Here is a 16,598-nt window from a genome sequence, read left to right as displayed (position 1 = left end):
CCATCCGCTACGGCTACTACCGCTACCAAGATCAGATGATGATCGTGACCGTCGTGCTGCTCATCGTGCTAGTTCAGGTGATCCAGAGCGTGTGCGACATCATCGCGCGCAAGATTGACCATCGCACGTCTTCCACTCAGTAATACCGGTTTCTATTCGAAGGAGCTTGTCATGTCATTGCTTTCGAACTCCATCTCCCGTCGTTCCGTCCTCGCCGGCGCTGCCGCGATCGTGGCCGCCGCGCCGCTCACCGCTTGCGGTGGCTCCGGTGAGCCTGCGGGCTCCGCTGCCGGTTCCGCCGCCGAGACCCAGACGCTCACCGTGGGCGCGAGTCCCAGCCCCCACGCCGTGATCCTGAACGACTATGCCGCCCCGCTGCTCGCGGAGCAGGGCATCGAGCTCACGGTCGAGGAGTACACGGACTACATCCAGCCCAACCGCGACACCACGAACGGCACGCTCGACGCGAACTACTTCCAGCACATCAACTACCTCAACAACTACAACGAGGAGAACGGCACGGACCTGGTGAACGCCGGCCGCATCCACTTCGAGCCGATGGCCGTGTTCCCCGGTCGCTCGACGGATATCGAGAATGTGGCCGAGGGCGCGACGTTCGGCGTGCCGAACGACCCCACCAACGAGGGTCGCGCGCTGCTGCTTCTGCAGGAGCTGGGGCTCATCACGCTCGCCGAGGACGCGGGCATCACCGCGACGCCGAACGACATCGTGGAGAACCCGCTCTCGCTTGAGTTCTCCGAGCAGGAGGCCGCCGCGCTGCCGCGTACCGTGGGCGACGTGGACTTCGCGGTCATCAACGGCAACTACGCCATCGACGCCGGCCTTGAGCTCGCGGACGCCGTGGCGCAGGAGGACGCTGAGTCCGAGGTCATCCGTGATGAATATGCGAACGTCATCGTGACGACGCCGGAGCTCGCGGAGGACGAGCGCATCCTCGCGCTCGTGGGCGTGCTTCAGACGGAGGACTTCAAGGCCTATCTCGAGGAGACCTTCGGCGGCGCCGCCCAGCCCGCATTCTAATGAGTCATTGGGGCCGGGTTCATTTGACTCATCCTGCCCAGCTCGCCTCGTGTCCATAGCCAATTGAGCAAAAAGTAGAAAAAGCTTCAATAAGAGCCCTCTTTATCGCTCTTATTGAAGCTTTTCGCGCAATAGCGAAATGATCATGTTGCGGGACGAAGATCTCGAGCCTCGAGTCTTTGCTACAGGCTATAGTCACCCTGTTTCAGCATGAGAAAACCTGCCAAACTTACCTCTCCTTGATAGTTCTGCCGTTCACCACCAGAGAACTGCCGTTTACGGGAGAAGCGCGTTAGGCCAGCATCTTCCCTTGACAGTCCCTTGACCTGAACCAGCTAGAACGCTTGCGTACGCCTGACGGTCGCTTGAGGTGCGGACAATACACTCTTGTCCCAAGAATGAAAGTTCGCTCTCTCCAAAGGATGGATGCCGTGGCAAGCGACGGTTTGGGACAGCGGGAAACGCGCGTTCAAACAGCGGAATTCGATGATACCCAGCGCGTTGTAGGCGAGCGGTACCGACTTCTCGCCGTGATTGGCCGTGGCGGCATGTCGACCGTGTATCTCGCGCTCGATACCGTGCTCAACAAGCAATGGGCGGCTAAAGAGATCAAGCACGTCGAGAACCCGGCTGAGCGCGAGCTCATCATCCAGAGCATCGTGACCGAAGCGAACATGATCAAGCGTTTCGACCATCCCGCGATTCCTCGCATCGTCGATATCGTCGACGACGAGGGCACGCTCTTCGTCATCATGGACTACGTTGAGGGGCGCACGCTCGAAGACATCGTCGCAGCATCTGGCCCGCAGGCGGAAGACGACGTGGTCGATTGGGCGCTTCAACTGTGCGACGCCCTGAGCTACCTGCATCATCGCACGCCGCCGGTCATCTACCGCGACATGAAGCCCTCCAACGTTATGCTCAAGCCAAATGGCCTCGTAGAGCTTATCGATTTCGGCATCGCACGCGAGATGCACGAGGATGGTGCCGATGTGACGGCAGCCCGCAGCGATACCGTTCAGCTGGGTACGCGCGGATTCGCCCCGCCCGAGCAGTACGGCGGCGGAGGACAAACGGACGCGCGCTCAGACGTCTATGCCCTCGGCGCCACCATGTACGCGCTGCTTACCGCCAAGAACCCGGCCGATCCGCCCTATACCATCCTGCCCGTGCGTCAGGTGGTGCCCGAGCTCTCTCCGGGCATCGAGCGCATCGTCGCGCGCGCCACGCAGCCCGATCCCGCCGATCGTTACGCTGACTGCGCCGAGATGGCCTATGACCTCGAGCATTACCGCGAGGACGACGCCGCACACATGGCAGAGCTCAAGAGGAAGTGGAACCTGTTCGCCGGCTTGGGCATCGCGGCGTGCCTGTGCCTTGTGCTGGGCATCGGCGGAACGGTGGGCAAAGCCGTGGCGACCAACGGCGACTACGACCATTGGATGAGCATCGGCGAGCAAAGCTCAGATGAGCAGGAGTCCACCGAAGCTTACGTGCGCGCCGCGGCGATCAAGCCGAACGAGGTCGCGCCGTATCGCGGCTTGGTCGAGCGCTATCGCGACGACCTGCGCTTCACGCCAACCGAGGAGCGACAGTTCCGAAGCACGATTTTGCCGAACATCTCTGCGCTCGAGGGTTCGGACGAGTATGCCGAGCTGGCGTTTGAAGTTGGCAAGCTGTACTGGTATTACTACGATCCGAGCGGCACGGCGACGGCGCAGACCACCGAAGGAGCCCGCGGGGAACGAATTCGCGCGGCAGAGAGCTGGATGCAGCAGGCCGCGACGGATAGCACCTTTGAGCAGCGGGACCTTGCGCAGACGTATGCCGATATCGCGAGCTTCAATGCGGAGATCGTCCCGCTTATCAACGAGGGCTCCGATGCTGGTCGCTTCGAGCCTTACTCCGACATGCTCTGCGAGTTGGCAGAGGCAAATGCCGACGAGGAAAACGACGTCGTGCGCTTGGAGACGGCGAACCTCATTATGAACGCCGTGCGCACGTATCCGCGTAAATTCCGCGCGGATGGCGTGAGCCGAGACGAACTCAACGCTCTTATAGATGAGGCGATCGTCCTCGCTGAGCCGGTGGTTCCCACGACCGAGGAGCTCGAAGCCGAACGGGCACGGGTGCTTGATGCCGAAGACGCTGCGCGCCAGGCCGTTGCCGACGCGTTTGTTGATGCGAGGACGGTGAGCGAATGAGCGCGGAGATGTTCGGAGCGCTTGAGGCGGGTGGCTATGCGCTCGCCGCGTTGTGCGCGATTGCTGCCATCGTGGTGTTTTTCACGCAGGATATCCGTGCTGTTCGCGACGAGATGACCGGTCGTGCGGCGGAGCGTGCCATCGAGGAGATGCGCGCCGGCAAGAGCGGAACGTTCCGTGCGGTTTCCGGCGGGCGCTCGGGGAAGGGCGCGAAGGCTCAGGCACGGGGGCTCTCGAGTGCTCGTACCAGCGGAAGCCTTCATGTGCGCTTTGCTGCGAACGGGGAAGGCGAGACCGACGAGGGTACGGACGCGACTGCGCCTGTTGCGGAAAGCGAGCAGGGCACGACGCTCCTCTCGTCCACAGAGACGAACCCCGCCGCATCCGAACAGGGCACGACGCTCCTCTCGGCTTCCCCCGCGGACGCTTCGAGCCCTTCCTCCGAGGCCGGCACGACCTTTCTCGAGGCCGACATCTCCGTTTCGGCGCCCTCCGAGGCCGGCACGACCCTTCTGGGGAAGGGGGAGGCGCGATGATCAAGCGCACGGCAACCTCTCAGGGGGGCGGTCAACCGACTTTGGATGAGCTGCGTGTCGCAGCCGCCATGCCGCGTTTTTCCGCCGTGCGGCGCGCGCGGGTAGCAGCTGTGACGATTGCCCTTGGTTGCGTGATCGGCGCGGCGACCCCTATCCTCGGCTTCGCGGACGAAGCGCAGGTGCCTGTTGAAGAGCAGGTTGTCGAGCATGGACAGATTGCAGACGAACGGCCTGAGGACACGCAAGCCACCGCCGGTGAGCAGGCTGAAGACGAGCAAGTGTCGCAGCTTGAAGGATTGGGTATGCGAGGCGCGGCTTCCGCAAGCGCGCGGGATGCGGCTTCGGTCGCCCGGGCGCCGCTCTTTGCAAGTTTCAATTTCAACACGCGCGGCGTGTTCGTGATTCCCTACGGCGTGGATGTGCCGAGCTGGCTCAATGCCCAAGATAACCTGTTTCAAGATGGCATCCTGACTACTCAGAAGCTCTCGGCGCAAGAGGTGGCAGAGGAACATTTTGGGGGTGCTGGCCCGTTTGTGTATGCCGATGGCGTGAGCAGCTATCCCGGTGGGACGGTTTCTCTTGCCGACGTGCTCGCATGGGCCGAGTACAACGCAGACGAGGTGAAACCGCCTTCGATGGACGGCATCGAAGACCACGTGACCATGCAGGAGGTAGACGAGCCCGAGGACATCGTGCTCGCACCTTCGAACGTCCTCGCTGACATGCGCGTTTCTGGTGCTGATGGCGAATCCCGCGCCCTTGCGACATCAGGCGCATGGGGTGATTCCGGCTATGGAAGCCTTGTTGTATGGTTGCGCGCGCATGACGGCGCCGTGACATTCTCGCATGTCGGTGAGGATTCGAGCGTAGCGGCGCTTTCCGATACGTACGCGCTCGCAGCGGATGCGAGTTTCGCCTCGAACAAAGCGGGCGAACGGCTGGAGCTTGCAAGGCCGGATGCTTATGCGCCCGAGCAGGTCTATGTGAAGCTCGACGGCACCACCACGGCGGCCTCGACCGACGAGACACTCTACGACGGCCAGGTTCTGCGTGTCGAGGTGCGTCGAGATGAGACTGCGCCCCAGATGGGAACGATCGAGGTGCTCGATGCGAGCGGAGCTCCGTTCGATAACGCCGCCCTGTGGGTTGATGCGTCGGGCAGGCTCACCGTCGGGAGTGATGGCCTAACCATCGAGGTACAGGTATCTGATCCCGAGGGAACCTACGGCGAGGTTTCGGGCATCGACGAGGATGCGCTTGCGCTCGAACTTGTCTGCACGGACGGCTCCACAGCTGTTCTCGAGCCCGCACGTATCTCGAACGATGGAATCGCCACCTTCAACGTGAATGCCGACACCCTGGGCGCCAAGACCATCGATCTCGCGGGCTCTGCAATCACCGCACGCGACATCGCCGGTAACGAGACGACGTCCACGCTCTCGCGCGCGCCGTTCTTCGCCCCGGTTGTCGATTCAGCCGGCCAGGCCACGCGTGGACAGATCACGCAGATTCGCCTCATCGACGATCAGACGCAGGCGCCGAGCACGTCCATCTCCTTCCAAGGCGACGATGACGACCGGCATGATGCTTCCGGAAGGTTCGTGAGCAACGCGAGCTCCGTATCTGTGACGCTTGGGCTCATCGATCCGTTCTATAGCGAGCTCAAGGGAGATGCGGCGTGGGCGGCTGCCGGTCCTGTTGCCGTTGCCGTGGACGGTGCAGTCCAGGCGGTCGACCCCGCAGGGTTCTCGGAAAACCAAGGCGCCTATTCGTTGCCGCTTGCATCGCTTACCACCGAGGGCGCGCATACCGTCACCTTCTCCTACCAGGGCGTGAGCGCCATCCATGCTGGATTGGGCACGTTTGCCGCACAAGCGACTGAGACCGTTCTCATCGACCGCACCCCTCCCACCGTTGCCGAGACCTCGTTCGAGAACGGTGTCGATACCGCTATGATCGCAACGATGCCCGATACCGGCGACCGCTTGCTGGTGAGCAGCGGCACCGAGCTCGAGCTCACCATCGAAGATCCCCAGGCAGATGGGGTGAACGAGGTTGCAGGTGTTGCGTCTGCAACGGTGGCCGTGCCGGTGTATGACGATCTCGACGATGACGAGCCCGAAACTCAGACGTTCACCATGAACGATCGCGGAACGGTGGTCATCCCGCTCGACGAGATCGGCTACTACGATTTCGACGGCGCGTCCATCGTGATGAGCGATGCCGCTGGCAATGAGGTGGAGCAGGGGCTCGGAGCCGTGCTCGACGCGACGAGCGCCGAGGGCGCTTCCGTCGACGGCGTGGTGGTCGCTCCACCCAGCGCGGTGCAGGTCGACCTCTCGGTGAGCGAACCGGAAGGCACCGAGGTAATCGATGGTATCTACTACCCCGGCGGTTCCGAGGTATCCCTCACCGTGACGGATCGCTGGTTTACCATCCATGCGAACACGCCTGCCTTCCATGACGCGCTCACAGCAAGCGTGACGACCGCCGCCGGTGAGCAGCCCATCGCTTCCGACGCTTGGTCTTCGAATGATTTCGAGAGCGTCGATGGCAATTCCTGGACGATGAGCATTCCGTTCACGCGCGATGCCGAGGGCAGGCTGCCCGACGGCGCCTATGCGCTCTCATTTGAGTTCTTCGGTGCGAGCGACGAGCTGGAATTCGTGGTCGATTCGACGGCTCCGCAGCTCACCGATGTCGAAGTAGAGGACGTTGACCCAGAGAACGTTGCCGATTTAGGCGCGGGGCGCCAGGTGCTCGTGGGCACGGGAACGACGTTGCGCGTGCGCGTGCAAGACCTGCTGCCGCGCGGGGAGGGTGACCCTGCCGCCACGGCCGCGGGCGACGAAAAGGGCACATCGGGTCTCGCGGAGGACGGTGCCACCGTCACCATCGTGCGCTCGAATGATGCTTGGGGCGAGGACGTGCTGCCTGCCGAAGAGCGAACGCTCAAAGTTGACCGGAGGGGTTGGGCGGAAATCGAGCTTACCGAGGAGGGCGTCTACGACCTCGAGGACATCTCCGTCCATCTGACCGACGCATGTGGAAATCCATGCACCATCACGCTCGCGGAATACGTTGCTGCTTTGCCGGCGGATGAGCAGGCTGCGTGGAGTTTCACCTCGATTCTCGTAGACGGCGAGGATACGGCTCCTGCGGTCGAGCTTTCACTCGAAGACGGTGCGGATACGCCGGCATCCCAAGATCCGTACTATCACCGCGGCGAGGTGCTCGTGCGTGCCATCATCGAAGACCCTTGGTTCGATGTGTATCGCGCCTGGCATGCCGACGATGAACTCGCGGGCGGCACGGTGCGCGTTGCAGGAACGGACGTCGCGGTTGATCTAGGTGTGAGCCTCTGCGCGCACGATTTCACCCAACAGGTGGCAGAAGACGGCTCGGTGCGGTGGGTTGCCGAACTCGAGCTGCCGCGGGCGGAGTTCGACCCGTCCCGTCCTGTCGAGGGCGACTACGTTATCAACCTTGCCTATGGCGGCATCGCGGGTTCGTTCGGTTCCGATGCCGAAGATGCCACGCAGGCATTCGGCGTGGATTACTCTGCTCCCGTGCTCGGTGCGCTCACCCTCTCGGATGTCGAGACCTACCCTTTGAACGAGGATGATGAGCCGTGGGGCTGGCTGTTTGCCGAGGAGGAGCGCATCAGCCTCGCCGTGACCGATAACCTCTCGGGTGTTGACGGCGAGCTTTCGCACTTCAACCCGGCGGGTGCTGTTTCTGCGGAGGCTGCATTCGAGGGCGACGAAGAGGGTCTTGCGGGTGGGATGGAGATCACGCTCGCCGAGGACGGCATGCGCCTGTACTTCGACGGTTCGAGCATCGTCGTCTCTGACCGCGCCGGCAACACCGTCTCCACCGGCGACTTCTCTGTATACGGCGATACGAACATCCCCCAGGGCGCGAAAGGCGTGAGCATCGATACCGAAGCGCCCGAGGTGACGCTCTCCTTCGACAACAACGATGTGCGCAACGAGCAGTACTACAACGCCGCGCGCACCGGAACCATCACGGTGTCGGACGCTTCGTTCGACCTCGTTATGAAGCACGATCCCGAGCTTGCGGTGGGTATCATCACGCGTGACGGGCGAGAATCCGACACCTTGCTCGCTGAGGATTTCGAGCGGATCGTACTCGACGATGAATCGGTAGTCTACCGCGCCACGTACGCCTTCGAGGACGATGCGGATTGGACGCTCTCCGCTCAGCATACCGATCCGCTCGGCCACGCTTCGGAAGAGGCGATCGAGAGCTTCGTCATCGACACGCAGGCTCCGGTAATCATGGTCGAGTATGACAACGATGATGTGGCGAACGCCATGTATTACAAGGCGCCGCGACATGCCACCATCACGGTGCGCGACCGCAACTTCGACCCTTCGCTCGGCACGGTGAGCGCGCAGAACCTCTCGGGTGGTGACGCGCCGGGTTCCACCGGCTTCAGCGTGGTCGAGCCGCGCGGCGAATGGCGCGCGACCGCGTCGTTCACCGGCGAGCAGCACTACCAGCTCCAGGTTACCGCAACGGATCTTGCCGGTAACGCGGCCGAACCCTACGATTCGGGCGAATTCGTCATCGATATGACAGCGCCGCAGGTGCAGATCGCCGGCGTGGAAAGCGGACATGCCTATGCCGGTGCCGTCGCCCCCGAGGTGAGCTTCGCAGATACGAACCTCGATGCCATGGGGTCTACTGCGACGCTTGAGGGTGCGCGCGCAGGCGTGGCGATCACGCCCAACTTCGCTGAAAGCGTGAGCGACGACGAGACCGCGAAAACGATCTTCTTGGGTAGCCTGCCCTACGAGGTGAGCTTTGATGACGTCTATACCCTTACGGGCGATGCCATCGACCTTGCAGGGAATACCGCACAGGTGAGCACCGTGTTCTCGGTGAATCGCTTCGGCTCGACGTACTACTTCGCCCCGGGCTCCGAGGGCATCGCGGGAGCATATCTCAACGAGGCGCAGGATGTGCGCATCGTGGAGGTCAACGTGAGCGGCATCGATACCACGCAGACGCGCGTGGAACTCGCGCATGACGATCGCGCCAGAGAACTCGTCGCGGGCGAGGATTTCGAGCTGGCGCCGAACGCGGACGCCCAGGGCTGGAGCGCGACCACGTATACGCTTCCCGCCGAGCTCTTCGACGAGAACGGCTTCTATCGCGTGACCCTCACCTCCACCGATGCTGCGGGAAATCTCTCACAGAACACGATGGCAGGCAAGAGCGCCGACCGCGCGAGCTCGTTCCCGGTTGACTTCGCTATCGACGGGGACGCTCCAACGGCGAGTTTGGTGGGCGTCTCGTCCAACGAAGCCTATCTCGACCCCGAGAAGGCGGCGGTGGTCGACGCCGGTGACAGCGTGGCCCTCGCCCAGGCGCGCGTGTATGTGGACGGCCATGAGGTCGCCGCCTGGGATGCCACGAGCTTCAACACGGGCGATCTTCCCGAGCTTGAACTGGAAGTCGACGGCAAGCCCCATACCTATGTGCTCGAGGTGCGCGACCGCGCAGGCAACATCTCGACAGCAACGTACGAGAACGTGCTCGTGACCGGTGATTGGCTCACGTTCGTGCTGAACACGCCGGAACTCCTCATGACGAGCATCGGCGGAGCGGTCGTGCTTCTGGGCATCATCGCTGCCGTCGCGTATCTCGTATGGCGCCGTCGCCGGCGCGAGCTGGCGAAGCGCAACCCCTTCGGTCACGGCCGGAGCGAAGGTTAGGTCTCATCTCGCAGGATGCGAGTGGAGATATTCGGAAGGAGTGCGTGCAAGTGGCACGCGCGACGGAGAAAGGATGGAAACCATGGCAGGACAGATCAGGATCACCCCCGACCAGATGCGTTCCCGTGCGAATGAGTACCGTGTTGAGGCCGATAACGTGGGCAACGTCATCAGCCGCATGGACACGCTGCTCAACGCCCTGCAGTCTGAGTGGGAGGGCGAGGCCAGCGCTGCGTACGAGGCTCGCTTCAACGAGCTTCGTCCCGGCTTCGTGAAGGCTCAGGATCTCATCAACGAGATCGCCCAGTCGCTCGACGCCACCGCCCAGACGCTCGAAGAGACCGACGCGAACATCGCGAGCGCGTTCCGCGGGTAAATTTCGGCAACGCGCTGCGGAGAGAGTGCTCATCGCCTCTTCCGCTCGAGTACCGCATCGACCGTGGCAAGGGGCTCAGACCCCTTGTCACGGGCTTTACCGAAGGGAGCCTGGTGGGAACGCAGCTGCTCATAACCGTCGTGTATGACGGGTCTTCGCGTACGCTCTCGTACGACCTCGCGAGCCGCGCGTCGCTCAAGATTGCGCTCAGCTCGAATGCGGAGGCGCGTGCGTCCCTCGCGCATATCGAGGCCGAGGGGGCGGGAGCCCTGCTTGTTCCCGAGCGCGGCTGCTCGCTTGTGACCGCCGATGGCTCTCATGCCGAGGTGCTCGCGCTGAGGGGTTCGGAGGGGACAGTCTGCTCGATTGTCTCGTCCAAACTCGATCAGCCAGCAAGCCTCTACATTCGTCCGTCCCTTCCCGGGATGCGGCGGTTCTTTAAGGTGGGCTTCACGCATGACGAGGACATCCCCATCGGGCGTGTGGTGGAGCGCGGCATGCGCTTTGCGAACCCACTCGTCTCGTCGAGTCACGCGCGGCTTTCGCTTACGGGCGACACGTTCAGCATCACTGATCTGGGAAGCTCGAACGGCACGTTTGTGAACGGTCATGCCATCGCGCCGAACGTCGCATGCGTGCTCGCCCCCGGTGACGTGGTGCGCATCCTCGACCTCACGCTCATGGTGGGTCTGCGCATCATCTCGATGAATGAACCCGATGGCCTGAGTGTGGTGGGGTTGGAGAGCTGCCGCGCCATCTCGCACGAGGCATTTCGCGCCGCCTGCCCTTCTGCGACGGAGGACACGCCCGAGCTCGAGCTGTTCTACCCGGCGCCGCGCCTCACGCGCACCTATAAGCCGGTGGCTTTTCAGGTGGACGATCCGCCCCAGAGCCAGCAGCGCGAAGACGAGCCCGCCATCATGCAGATGGGGCCGTCGTTCCTCATGGGCATCGCCTCGATCTTCATGGTGAGCTCCGCGGTCTCACGCATCATGGGCGGCGCGGACCTGTGGCAGACGCTTCCCATGATCGCGATGTCGATTTCCATGCTTGCGGGCATGCTCGTATGGCCGTTCGTGAGCCGGCGCTACAACAAGAAGCGCGACGAGCGCGAGGAGCTGCGCCGCGAGGCCACCTATACGGATTACCTTAACGGCGTGGAGGCGCGCTTGGCCCGCGCTGCGAACGAGCAGGCGGCGGTGCTGCGCGAGAACCGCGTGGACATCGAGGACGTTCTCGACCGCGCGAGTGCGCTCTCGCCGCGTCTTATGAACCGCACCCCGGCGCACGACGACTTCATGGATCTGCGCGTGGGCGTGGGGTCGGTGGAGCTCGATGCGAACGTGCGCTTCCCAGAGCGGCGCTTCTCCATGGAAAGCGACAAGCTCCTGGACAAGGTGGCGCACCTTGCCGAGCATCCGCCCCGCGTGAACGACGTGCCGCTCGCATTCGACCCGGTGAAGCACTTCGTATCGGGTATCGTGGGTCAGCGCGGCGAGGCGTGGGCGTTTGTACGCGGCATCGTGGCGCAGGCGTGCGCGTTCTTCAGCTACCAGGATCTAAAGATCGTTCTTGTCGCAAGCGGGGAAGATGAGGCGGAGTGGCGTTTCATGCGATCGCTGCCGCATGTGTTCGACGATGCCGGCGAGATGCGTTTCATCGCTACGGACACAGCGAGCCTCATGCAGCTGGGCATGTATCTCGAGCGACTCATGGAGGCTCGGCGCGAGGTGCGCGCCGAGATGATGAGCGATTATGGTGCCTACCATATCGTCATCTGCGCGAACAAGAACCTCGTGGAGCGCTCGCAGACCATCGCGCGCCTCACGAAGTTGCGCACGAACATGGGTATCTCGCTCATCTTCATGGGCGAGGACATCCGCGACCTTCCGCGTGAATGCGCGCATGTGCTCGACCTTTCGCGCGATGATGCCCTCGGTATGCTCGGACGCACCACGGGCGACCTGGCCGCCGTCGACGAAGGGGCGCATGGCCGCGCCTGCATGTTCGACCGTGCGGACGTCTCGGGCTCCATCGAGACGTTCGACCCGGATATCGAGATCACCGCACAGCGCGCCCATCGCTTCGCGCTCGACATAGCGCGCGTCCGCCTCGATATGCCCGAGCAGCGGGCGAGCATGCCTTCATCGCTCGGCTTCTTAGCCATGTACCAGGTGGGCAACGTCGGTCAACTCGACATCGCGCGTCGTTGGCTCGAGGACGATGCCTCCCGCACCATCGAGGCTCCCATCGGCGTGGATGCGCAGGGGTCGCTATCGCTGCTCAACCTTCACGAGAAGGTACACGGCCCGCACGGTCTCGTGGCGGGTACCACCGGTTCGGGCAAGAGCGAGTTCCTCATCACCTACATCCTCTCGATGTGCGTGAATTACCCACCCGACCAGGTGGCCTTCGTGCTCATCGACTACAAGGGCGGCGGCCTGGCCGGTGCCTTCGACAACGAGCGCGTCGTGCTGCCACACCTCGCCGGTACCATCACGAACCTCGACGGTGCGGCCATCTCGCGATCGCTCGTGTCTATCAAAAGCGAGCTTAAGCGTCGCCAGGACGCCTTCAACCGCGCGCGCGAGGCAACGGGCGAGGCCACGATGGACATCTATAAGTATCTCTCGTATTACCGCCGCGGCGTGCTCACCGAGCCCCTGCCGCACCTCATCATCATCGCGGACGAGTTCGCCGAGCTCAAACAGCAAGAACCTGAGTTCATGGACGAGCTCGTTTCTGCCGCGCGCATCGGCCGCTCGCTCGGCGTGCACCTCATCCTGGCGACGCAGAAGCCGAGTGGCGTGGTGAACGATCAGATCTGGTCGAACTCTCGTTTCAAGGTGTGTCTCAAGGTGGCCGATGTGGCAGACTCCAAGGAGATGATCCGCCGTCCGGATGCCGCCGCTATCAAGGAAGCCGGTCGCTACTACCTGCTCGTGGGCTACAACGAGTACTTCGCCTGTGGCCAGAACGCCTACACCGGCGTGAAGTACGCGCCTGCCGATGAGTTCGAGCCCGATGTCGATACTGCTGTGGAGCTCATCGACGACCTGGGAGCGCAGATTGCCACGCTCAAGCCACCCACCAAGGCGCAGGCGACCTCGGAAGCCGAGATCAACGCCGTGCTGGCCGAAATCGCCCAAACCGCCGCGCAGGCAGGCAAGCGCGCCCAGCGCCTGTGGCTCGACCCGCTGCCAGAGCGCATGGGGCTTGCGAACGTGCTTTCGCGCTACGAGGGCGAGCTTCCGGGCGAAGGGCTCGTAGCGGTCATCGGCGAGGTGGACGTGCCGGCGCGGCAGGAGCGCGTGCCGCTCGTCATCGACCTCGATGCGGCGGGCAACCTCATGGTGTACGGCGCACAGGATTCCGGAGCCGACGCCCTGGTGGCGACGCTCGTCTACGCACTCGCTCAGAAGCTCGACGCTCGTGCGCTGAACCTCTACATCGCTGACCTCGGCCAGGGAGTGCTCGCGCCGTTCGCGACGCTTCCCCAGTGCGGCGGCGTGGTGCTCCAGGGCGAGCAGGAGCGCATGGTGAACCTTTTCCGCCTGCTCGGGCGGGGTCGAGCGCCGTCGCAAGCTGCTCGTGCCCTACGGCGGATCCATCGACGCGTACTGCGCCGCGACCGGGGAAGCGCTGCCGAGCATCGTGTGCGCCATCACGAACCTCGCCTCGTTCTATGAGATCTACGCGCCGCTCGAGGATCGGCTCAACGCCCTCACGCGCGATGCGGTGCGCTATGGCATCCATTTCATCGTGACGGCGACCTCCGCCATGACGCCGCGCATGCGCCTGAAGGCGAACTTCGCCCGCGTGTTGGCCTGCTTCATGAACGACGAGAACGACTACGTGACCGTGTTCGGCCGCAGGCCGCAGGTGCTGCCGGCCCACGTGCCCGGCCGCGGCGTGGTGGAGCTCGACAAGGAAGTGCTTGAGTTCCAGGCGGCGTCGTATGCGGGTGAAGACACGCCCGCCCAGGAGGTGCTCGGCGAGCTCGCGGCGAAGACCGTCGCCGTAAGCCCGGTCGTGGCGCCTTCCATCCCGGCGCTGCCCGACCGCGTCACGCGCGGCGAGCTGCCCGCAATGAGCCTCGACGCGGTGCCGGTGGGCTTCTCCAAGCGCTCCATCGAGCCGGTGGGCTTTCCGTTCTCCAAGTCTCCCTACATGCTCGTGCTCGGCAACGATGCCGAGGGCATCGGTCGCTATCTGCGCGGCGTGTGGGAGTTCATGGCGCACGATCCCGAGGCGCCTGTCGCGGCCATCGACCTCGAGGGCATGCTCGCGCCGTTCGCGGACGACGAGCGCATCGCCTCGAACGAGGAGGATGCCGCGCGTCTGCTGCGGATGGTGATGTGCGGGGCGCAGGACTGCCGTGTGCTCATCTTCACGAGCATCGCGCAGACCATGACGAAGCTGCCTGCCATCGAGGCGAAGTCGCTGCAGGATTACATCGTAGGCGAGCAGGCAGTGGGCAAGACGGGCGTCATCGCCGCCTCCGAGCTCTGGCGCGTGCGACAAGCCTATGACCCATGGTGGAAGTCGCTTTCCGCCTACGGCAACGGCGTGTGGGTGGGCAACGGCATGAGCGACCAAACGGTGTTCCGCATGTCCCAGGCGTCGGCGGAGTATCGACAGACCCTGCCCCGCTCCGAGGGCTTCTGCGTGCTGCGCGGCGCCATCGAGGGCGTGCGGCTCATCGAAGCAGTGGACGAACCGCAGGACGAGGCTCAGACCAGCTAGGAGGATGACGATGGAAGACGAACAGATGTGGCTTCCGGTGGGATCGGTGGTAACGCTCAAGGGCGGCGAGAAGCCCGTGATGGTCGCCGGTTTCTTGGTGCGCGACGCGCAGACCGGTGCGTGCTGGGACTACCTCGGCTACCCCTATCCCGAGGGACGCCGCGACGGCGAGGATCTGTTCTTCAACAAAGACCAGGTCGAGCTCATCGCGCAGCTTGGCTTCCTCAACGGCGAGGGCGTTGCGCACCAGACGTTCCTCGCGATGAGCCGCGAGGCCATCGCGAACGGGATCGTGCGTCCCTAGCGACGCGGATCGTTCGGCATGACTAGGCAGATTGCAAGAAAGGGACGGTGAAACCATGAGCAACGTGACCATCTACATCGACCACGAAGTGGCGCTGGAAGCGGCTTCGAAGTACGACGAAGAAGCGGAGGCGTTCAAGGACCAAGAGAGCCGTGTATCCAACATGGAGAGCAACCTCTCCGAGTTCGAGGGCAATGCCGCGACGGCCGCCAAGGATACGCTCGAGCGCATGAACCTGTGCATGAACGAGCTCGCAACCTGCATCCTGGTGCATGCCGGCATGATCGATAGTGCGGCCGACATGTTCGTCACGGCGGACAACAGCGCCGCCGACAGCATCACGATCGTGAAGTAGGAGGTGCCCCATGCCGTTCAACGCAAGCAAATCTGGCGTGAAAGACGCCCGCAACGAGTTGAATCAGCTCGAGCAATGGGTGAGCGCGTGCAACGACCGGTGCTCAGACGTGAACACGAGCTTCGCCGCCATCATGGCTGGTTCGTGGGCAGACGCGGAGGTTTCCGCCGCCATCCAGCTGCAGACATATCTGCTCATCTACACGCAGGCGCTCGAGCAGACGCACACCACCTACGACGACATGATCACCGAGCTCGACGGCACGCTCAGCACCGCGCGCGACGCCGTCTTGGAATCCGTCAAGGCCTCGACGGGCGATGCAGACAAGCTACACTTTGACGACACCGGTGCCGTCACGTCGGGCGTCTCCAATTCCGAGACCGCGCTCGAGAACCTCAACACGCAGGTCGGCGTTGCCGAGGGTGCGCTTTCCGGCCTCGAGAACTCCGGGGCCATCGCCGCAGCGCTCGATGCGCTCACCCAGGCCACCACGAAGGAGGCCGAGGACATCGAAAAGGTGCGCACGACCTACGACGAGTACCAGCAGGCGGTCGATGACTTCGAGGACGAGTTCGCCTCGAGGCTGAGTGCCCAGGAGTTCATCTCGCAGCCCATGCTCGACAGCGCGGCCAAGACCATGACCGATCAGTTCGAAGGCAGCGCAATCGCGGGGATCGTCGGCACGATCGGCTCCTTCAAGAGCAACTTCATCTCGCCCGTCAAGGATACGGTCGAGATGTTCGCCAAGCCTCTCGCCGAACTGAAGCCCGAGAACGTCGTGGCACTGTGGAACTCCATGAAGAAGGTGTTCACCAAGGGTGGCCTGAGCCATATTCGCGAGCTCGGCAGCAGTGCCAAGGCGCTGCTCACCAACAACGAGGGCATCATCAACATCTTCAAGAAAGGCACGTTCAAGAGCGGCAATTTCAAGAAGGTGCTCACGGACTGCCTGGGCGAATGGGGCAAGAAGTTCAAGGCGGACTTCCGCAGCTGGTCGCGGATAAAAAACTGGACGAAGAACGCCGATGACATCGACAACGCCATCGATGCTTCCAGGATGGTGAGCAAGGGAGACAAGTTCCTCAAGATCGGGCGTGTGAGCTCACTCGACGATGCCGCGGATCTCGCCTCGACGAGCGGCAAGATCTTGAAGGGCGGGGCGAAGTACCTCGGTTTCGTGGGCGACTTCATTGAGCTGGGCACCGGCCTCATGGACGCTTCGAAGGCGTATCAGACCACCGTGGGCGACGGTGCGCAGAAGACCGCCGCTGCCGTGGTCACCGGCGGATCGG

The 16,598-nt window shown here is 63.3% G+C and carries 10 protein-coding genes and 1 pseudogene; all 11 read left to right on the top strand.

Features of this window, described 5'->3' with window-relative positions; genetic code table 11:
- Positions 1-143, top strand: a pseudogene (locus tag QZ079_RS09455) (metal ABC transporter permease); the annotation flags it as partial.
- A 28-nt stretch (positions 144-171) separates the two neighbouring features.
- The gene (locus QZ079_RS03375; protein WP_291288258.1) at positions 172-1,041 is read left to right on the top strand and encodes a MetQ/NlpA family ABC transporter substrate-binding protein; all 870 of its coding nucleotides are present in this window, start codon (positions 172-174) and stop codon (positions 1,039-1,041) included.
- Positions 1,042-1,472: 431 nt separating this feature from the next.
- Entirely contained in the window at positions 1,473-3,245 is a 1,773-nt protein-coding gene (locus QZ079_RS03370; RefSeq protein WP_297035105.1) for a serine/threonine-protein kinase, read from the top strand.
- On the top strand, positions 3,242-3,781 hold the full coding sequence (locus QZ079_RS03365; protein WP_291289940.1) for a hypothetical protein: 540 nt from the start codon (positions 3,242-3,244) through the stop codon (positions 3,779-3,781). The genes QZ079_RS03370 and QZ079_RS03365 overlap by 4 nt, the downstream gene beginning before the upstream one ends.
- Positions 3,778-9,525 carry a hypothetical protein gene (locus QZ079_RS03360; RefSeq protein ID WP_297035102.1) on the top strand — a complete coding sequence of 1,916 codons (5,748 nt, stop codon included), beginning with the start codon at positions 3,778-3,780 and terminating at the stop codon, positions 9,523-9,525. The genes QZ079_RS03365 and QZ079_RS03360 overlap by 4 nt, the downstream gene beginning before the upstream one ends.
- An 82-nt stretch (positions 9,526-9,607) precedes the next feature.
- Positions 9,608-9,901, top strand: coding sequence for a WXG100 family type VII secretion target (locus QZ079_RS03355; RefSeq protein WP_291288262.1), 294 nt, complete (start codon positions 9,608-9,610; stop codon positions 9,899-9,901).
- A 113-nt stretch (positions 9,902-10,014) separates the two neighbouring features.
- Complete coding sequence (locus tag QZ079_RS03350; protein ID WP_297035097.1) at positions 10,015-13,590, top strand: FtsK/SpoIIIE domain-containing protein; 3,576 nt, start codon at positions 10,015-10,017, stop codon at positions 13,588-13,590.
- Positions 13,493-14,647: a hypothetical protein gene (locus QZ079_RS03345; RefSeq protein WP_297035094.1), complete on the top strand. Its 1,155-nt coding sequence runs from the start codon at positions 13,493-13,495 to the stop codon at positions 14,645-14,647. Before QZ079_RS03350 ends, QZ079_RS03345 begins: the two co-directional genes overlap by 98 nt.
- 10 nt (positions 14,648-14,657) lie before the next feature.
- The gene (locus QZ079_RS03340) at positions 14,658-14,951 is read left to right on the top strand and encodes a DUF4176 domain-containing protein (RefSeq protein ID WP_291288264.1); all 294 of its coding nucleotides are present in this window, start codon (positions 14,658-14,660) and stop codon (positions 14,949-14,951) included.
- Between the two features lie 55 nt (positions 14,952-15,006).
- On the top strand, positions 15,007-15,306 hold the full coding sequence (locus QZ079_RS03335; protein ID WP_291288265.1) for a hypothetical protein: 300 nt from the start codon (positions 15,007-15,009) through the stop codon (positions 15,304-15,306).
- Positions 15,307-15,316: 10 nt separating this feature from the next.
- The coding region (locus QZ079_RS03330; protein ID WP_297035092.1) for a hypothetical protein at positions 15,317-16,598 on the top strand (1,282 nt) is incomplete at its 3' end.

Source organism: uncultured Enorma sp., assembly GCA_905210055.1.
Taxonomy (GTDB): Bacteria; Actinomycetota; Coriobacteriia; order Coriobacteriales; family Coriobacteriaceae; genus Enorma.
The sequence above is the reverse complement of the archived record's forward strand: the minus strand, read 5'-3'. Positions and strand labels throughout refer to the sequence as shown.

What these genes read in the sequence shown, in the direction of transcription:
- QZ079_RS03375 (WP_291288258.1), top strand. Translation starts at nt 172, where the DNA reads ATGTCATTGCTTTCGAACTCCATCTCCCGTCGTTCCGTCCTCGCCGGC.
- QZ079_RS03365 (WP_291289940.1), top strand. Translation starts at nt 3,242, where the DNA reads ATGAGCGCGGAGATGTTCGGAGCGCTTGAGGCGGGTGGCTATGCGCTC.
- QZ079_RS03360 (WP_297035102.1), top strand. Translation starts at nt 3,778, where the DNA reads ATGATCAAGCGCACGGCAACCTCTCAGGGGGGCGGTCAACCGACTTTG.
- QZ079_RS03355 (WP_291288262.1), top strand. Translation starts at nt 9,608, where the DNA reads ATGGCAGGACAGATCAGGATCACCCCCGACCAGATGCGTTCCCGTGCG.
- QZ079_RS03340 (WP_291288264.1), top strand. Translation starts at nt 14,658, where the DNA reads ATGGAAGACGAACAGATGTGGCTTCCGGTGGGATCGGTGGTAACGCTC.
- QZ079_RS03335 (WP_291288265.1), top strand. Translation starts at nt 15,007, where the DNA reads ATGAGCAACGTGACCATCTACATCGACCACGAAGTGGCGCTGGAAGCG.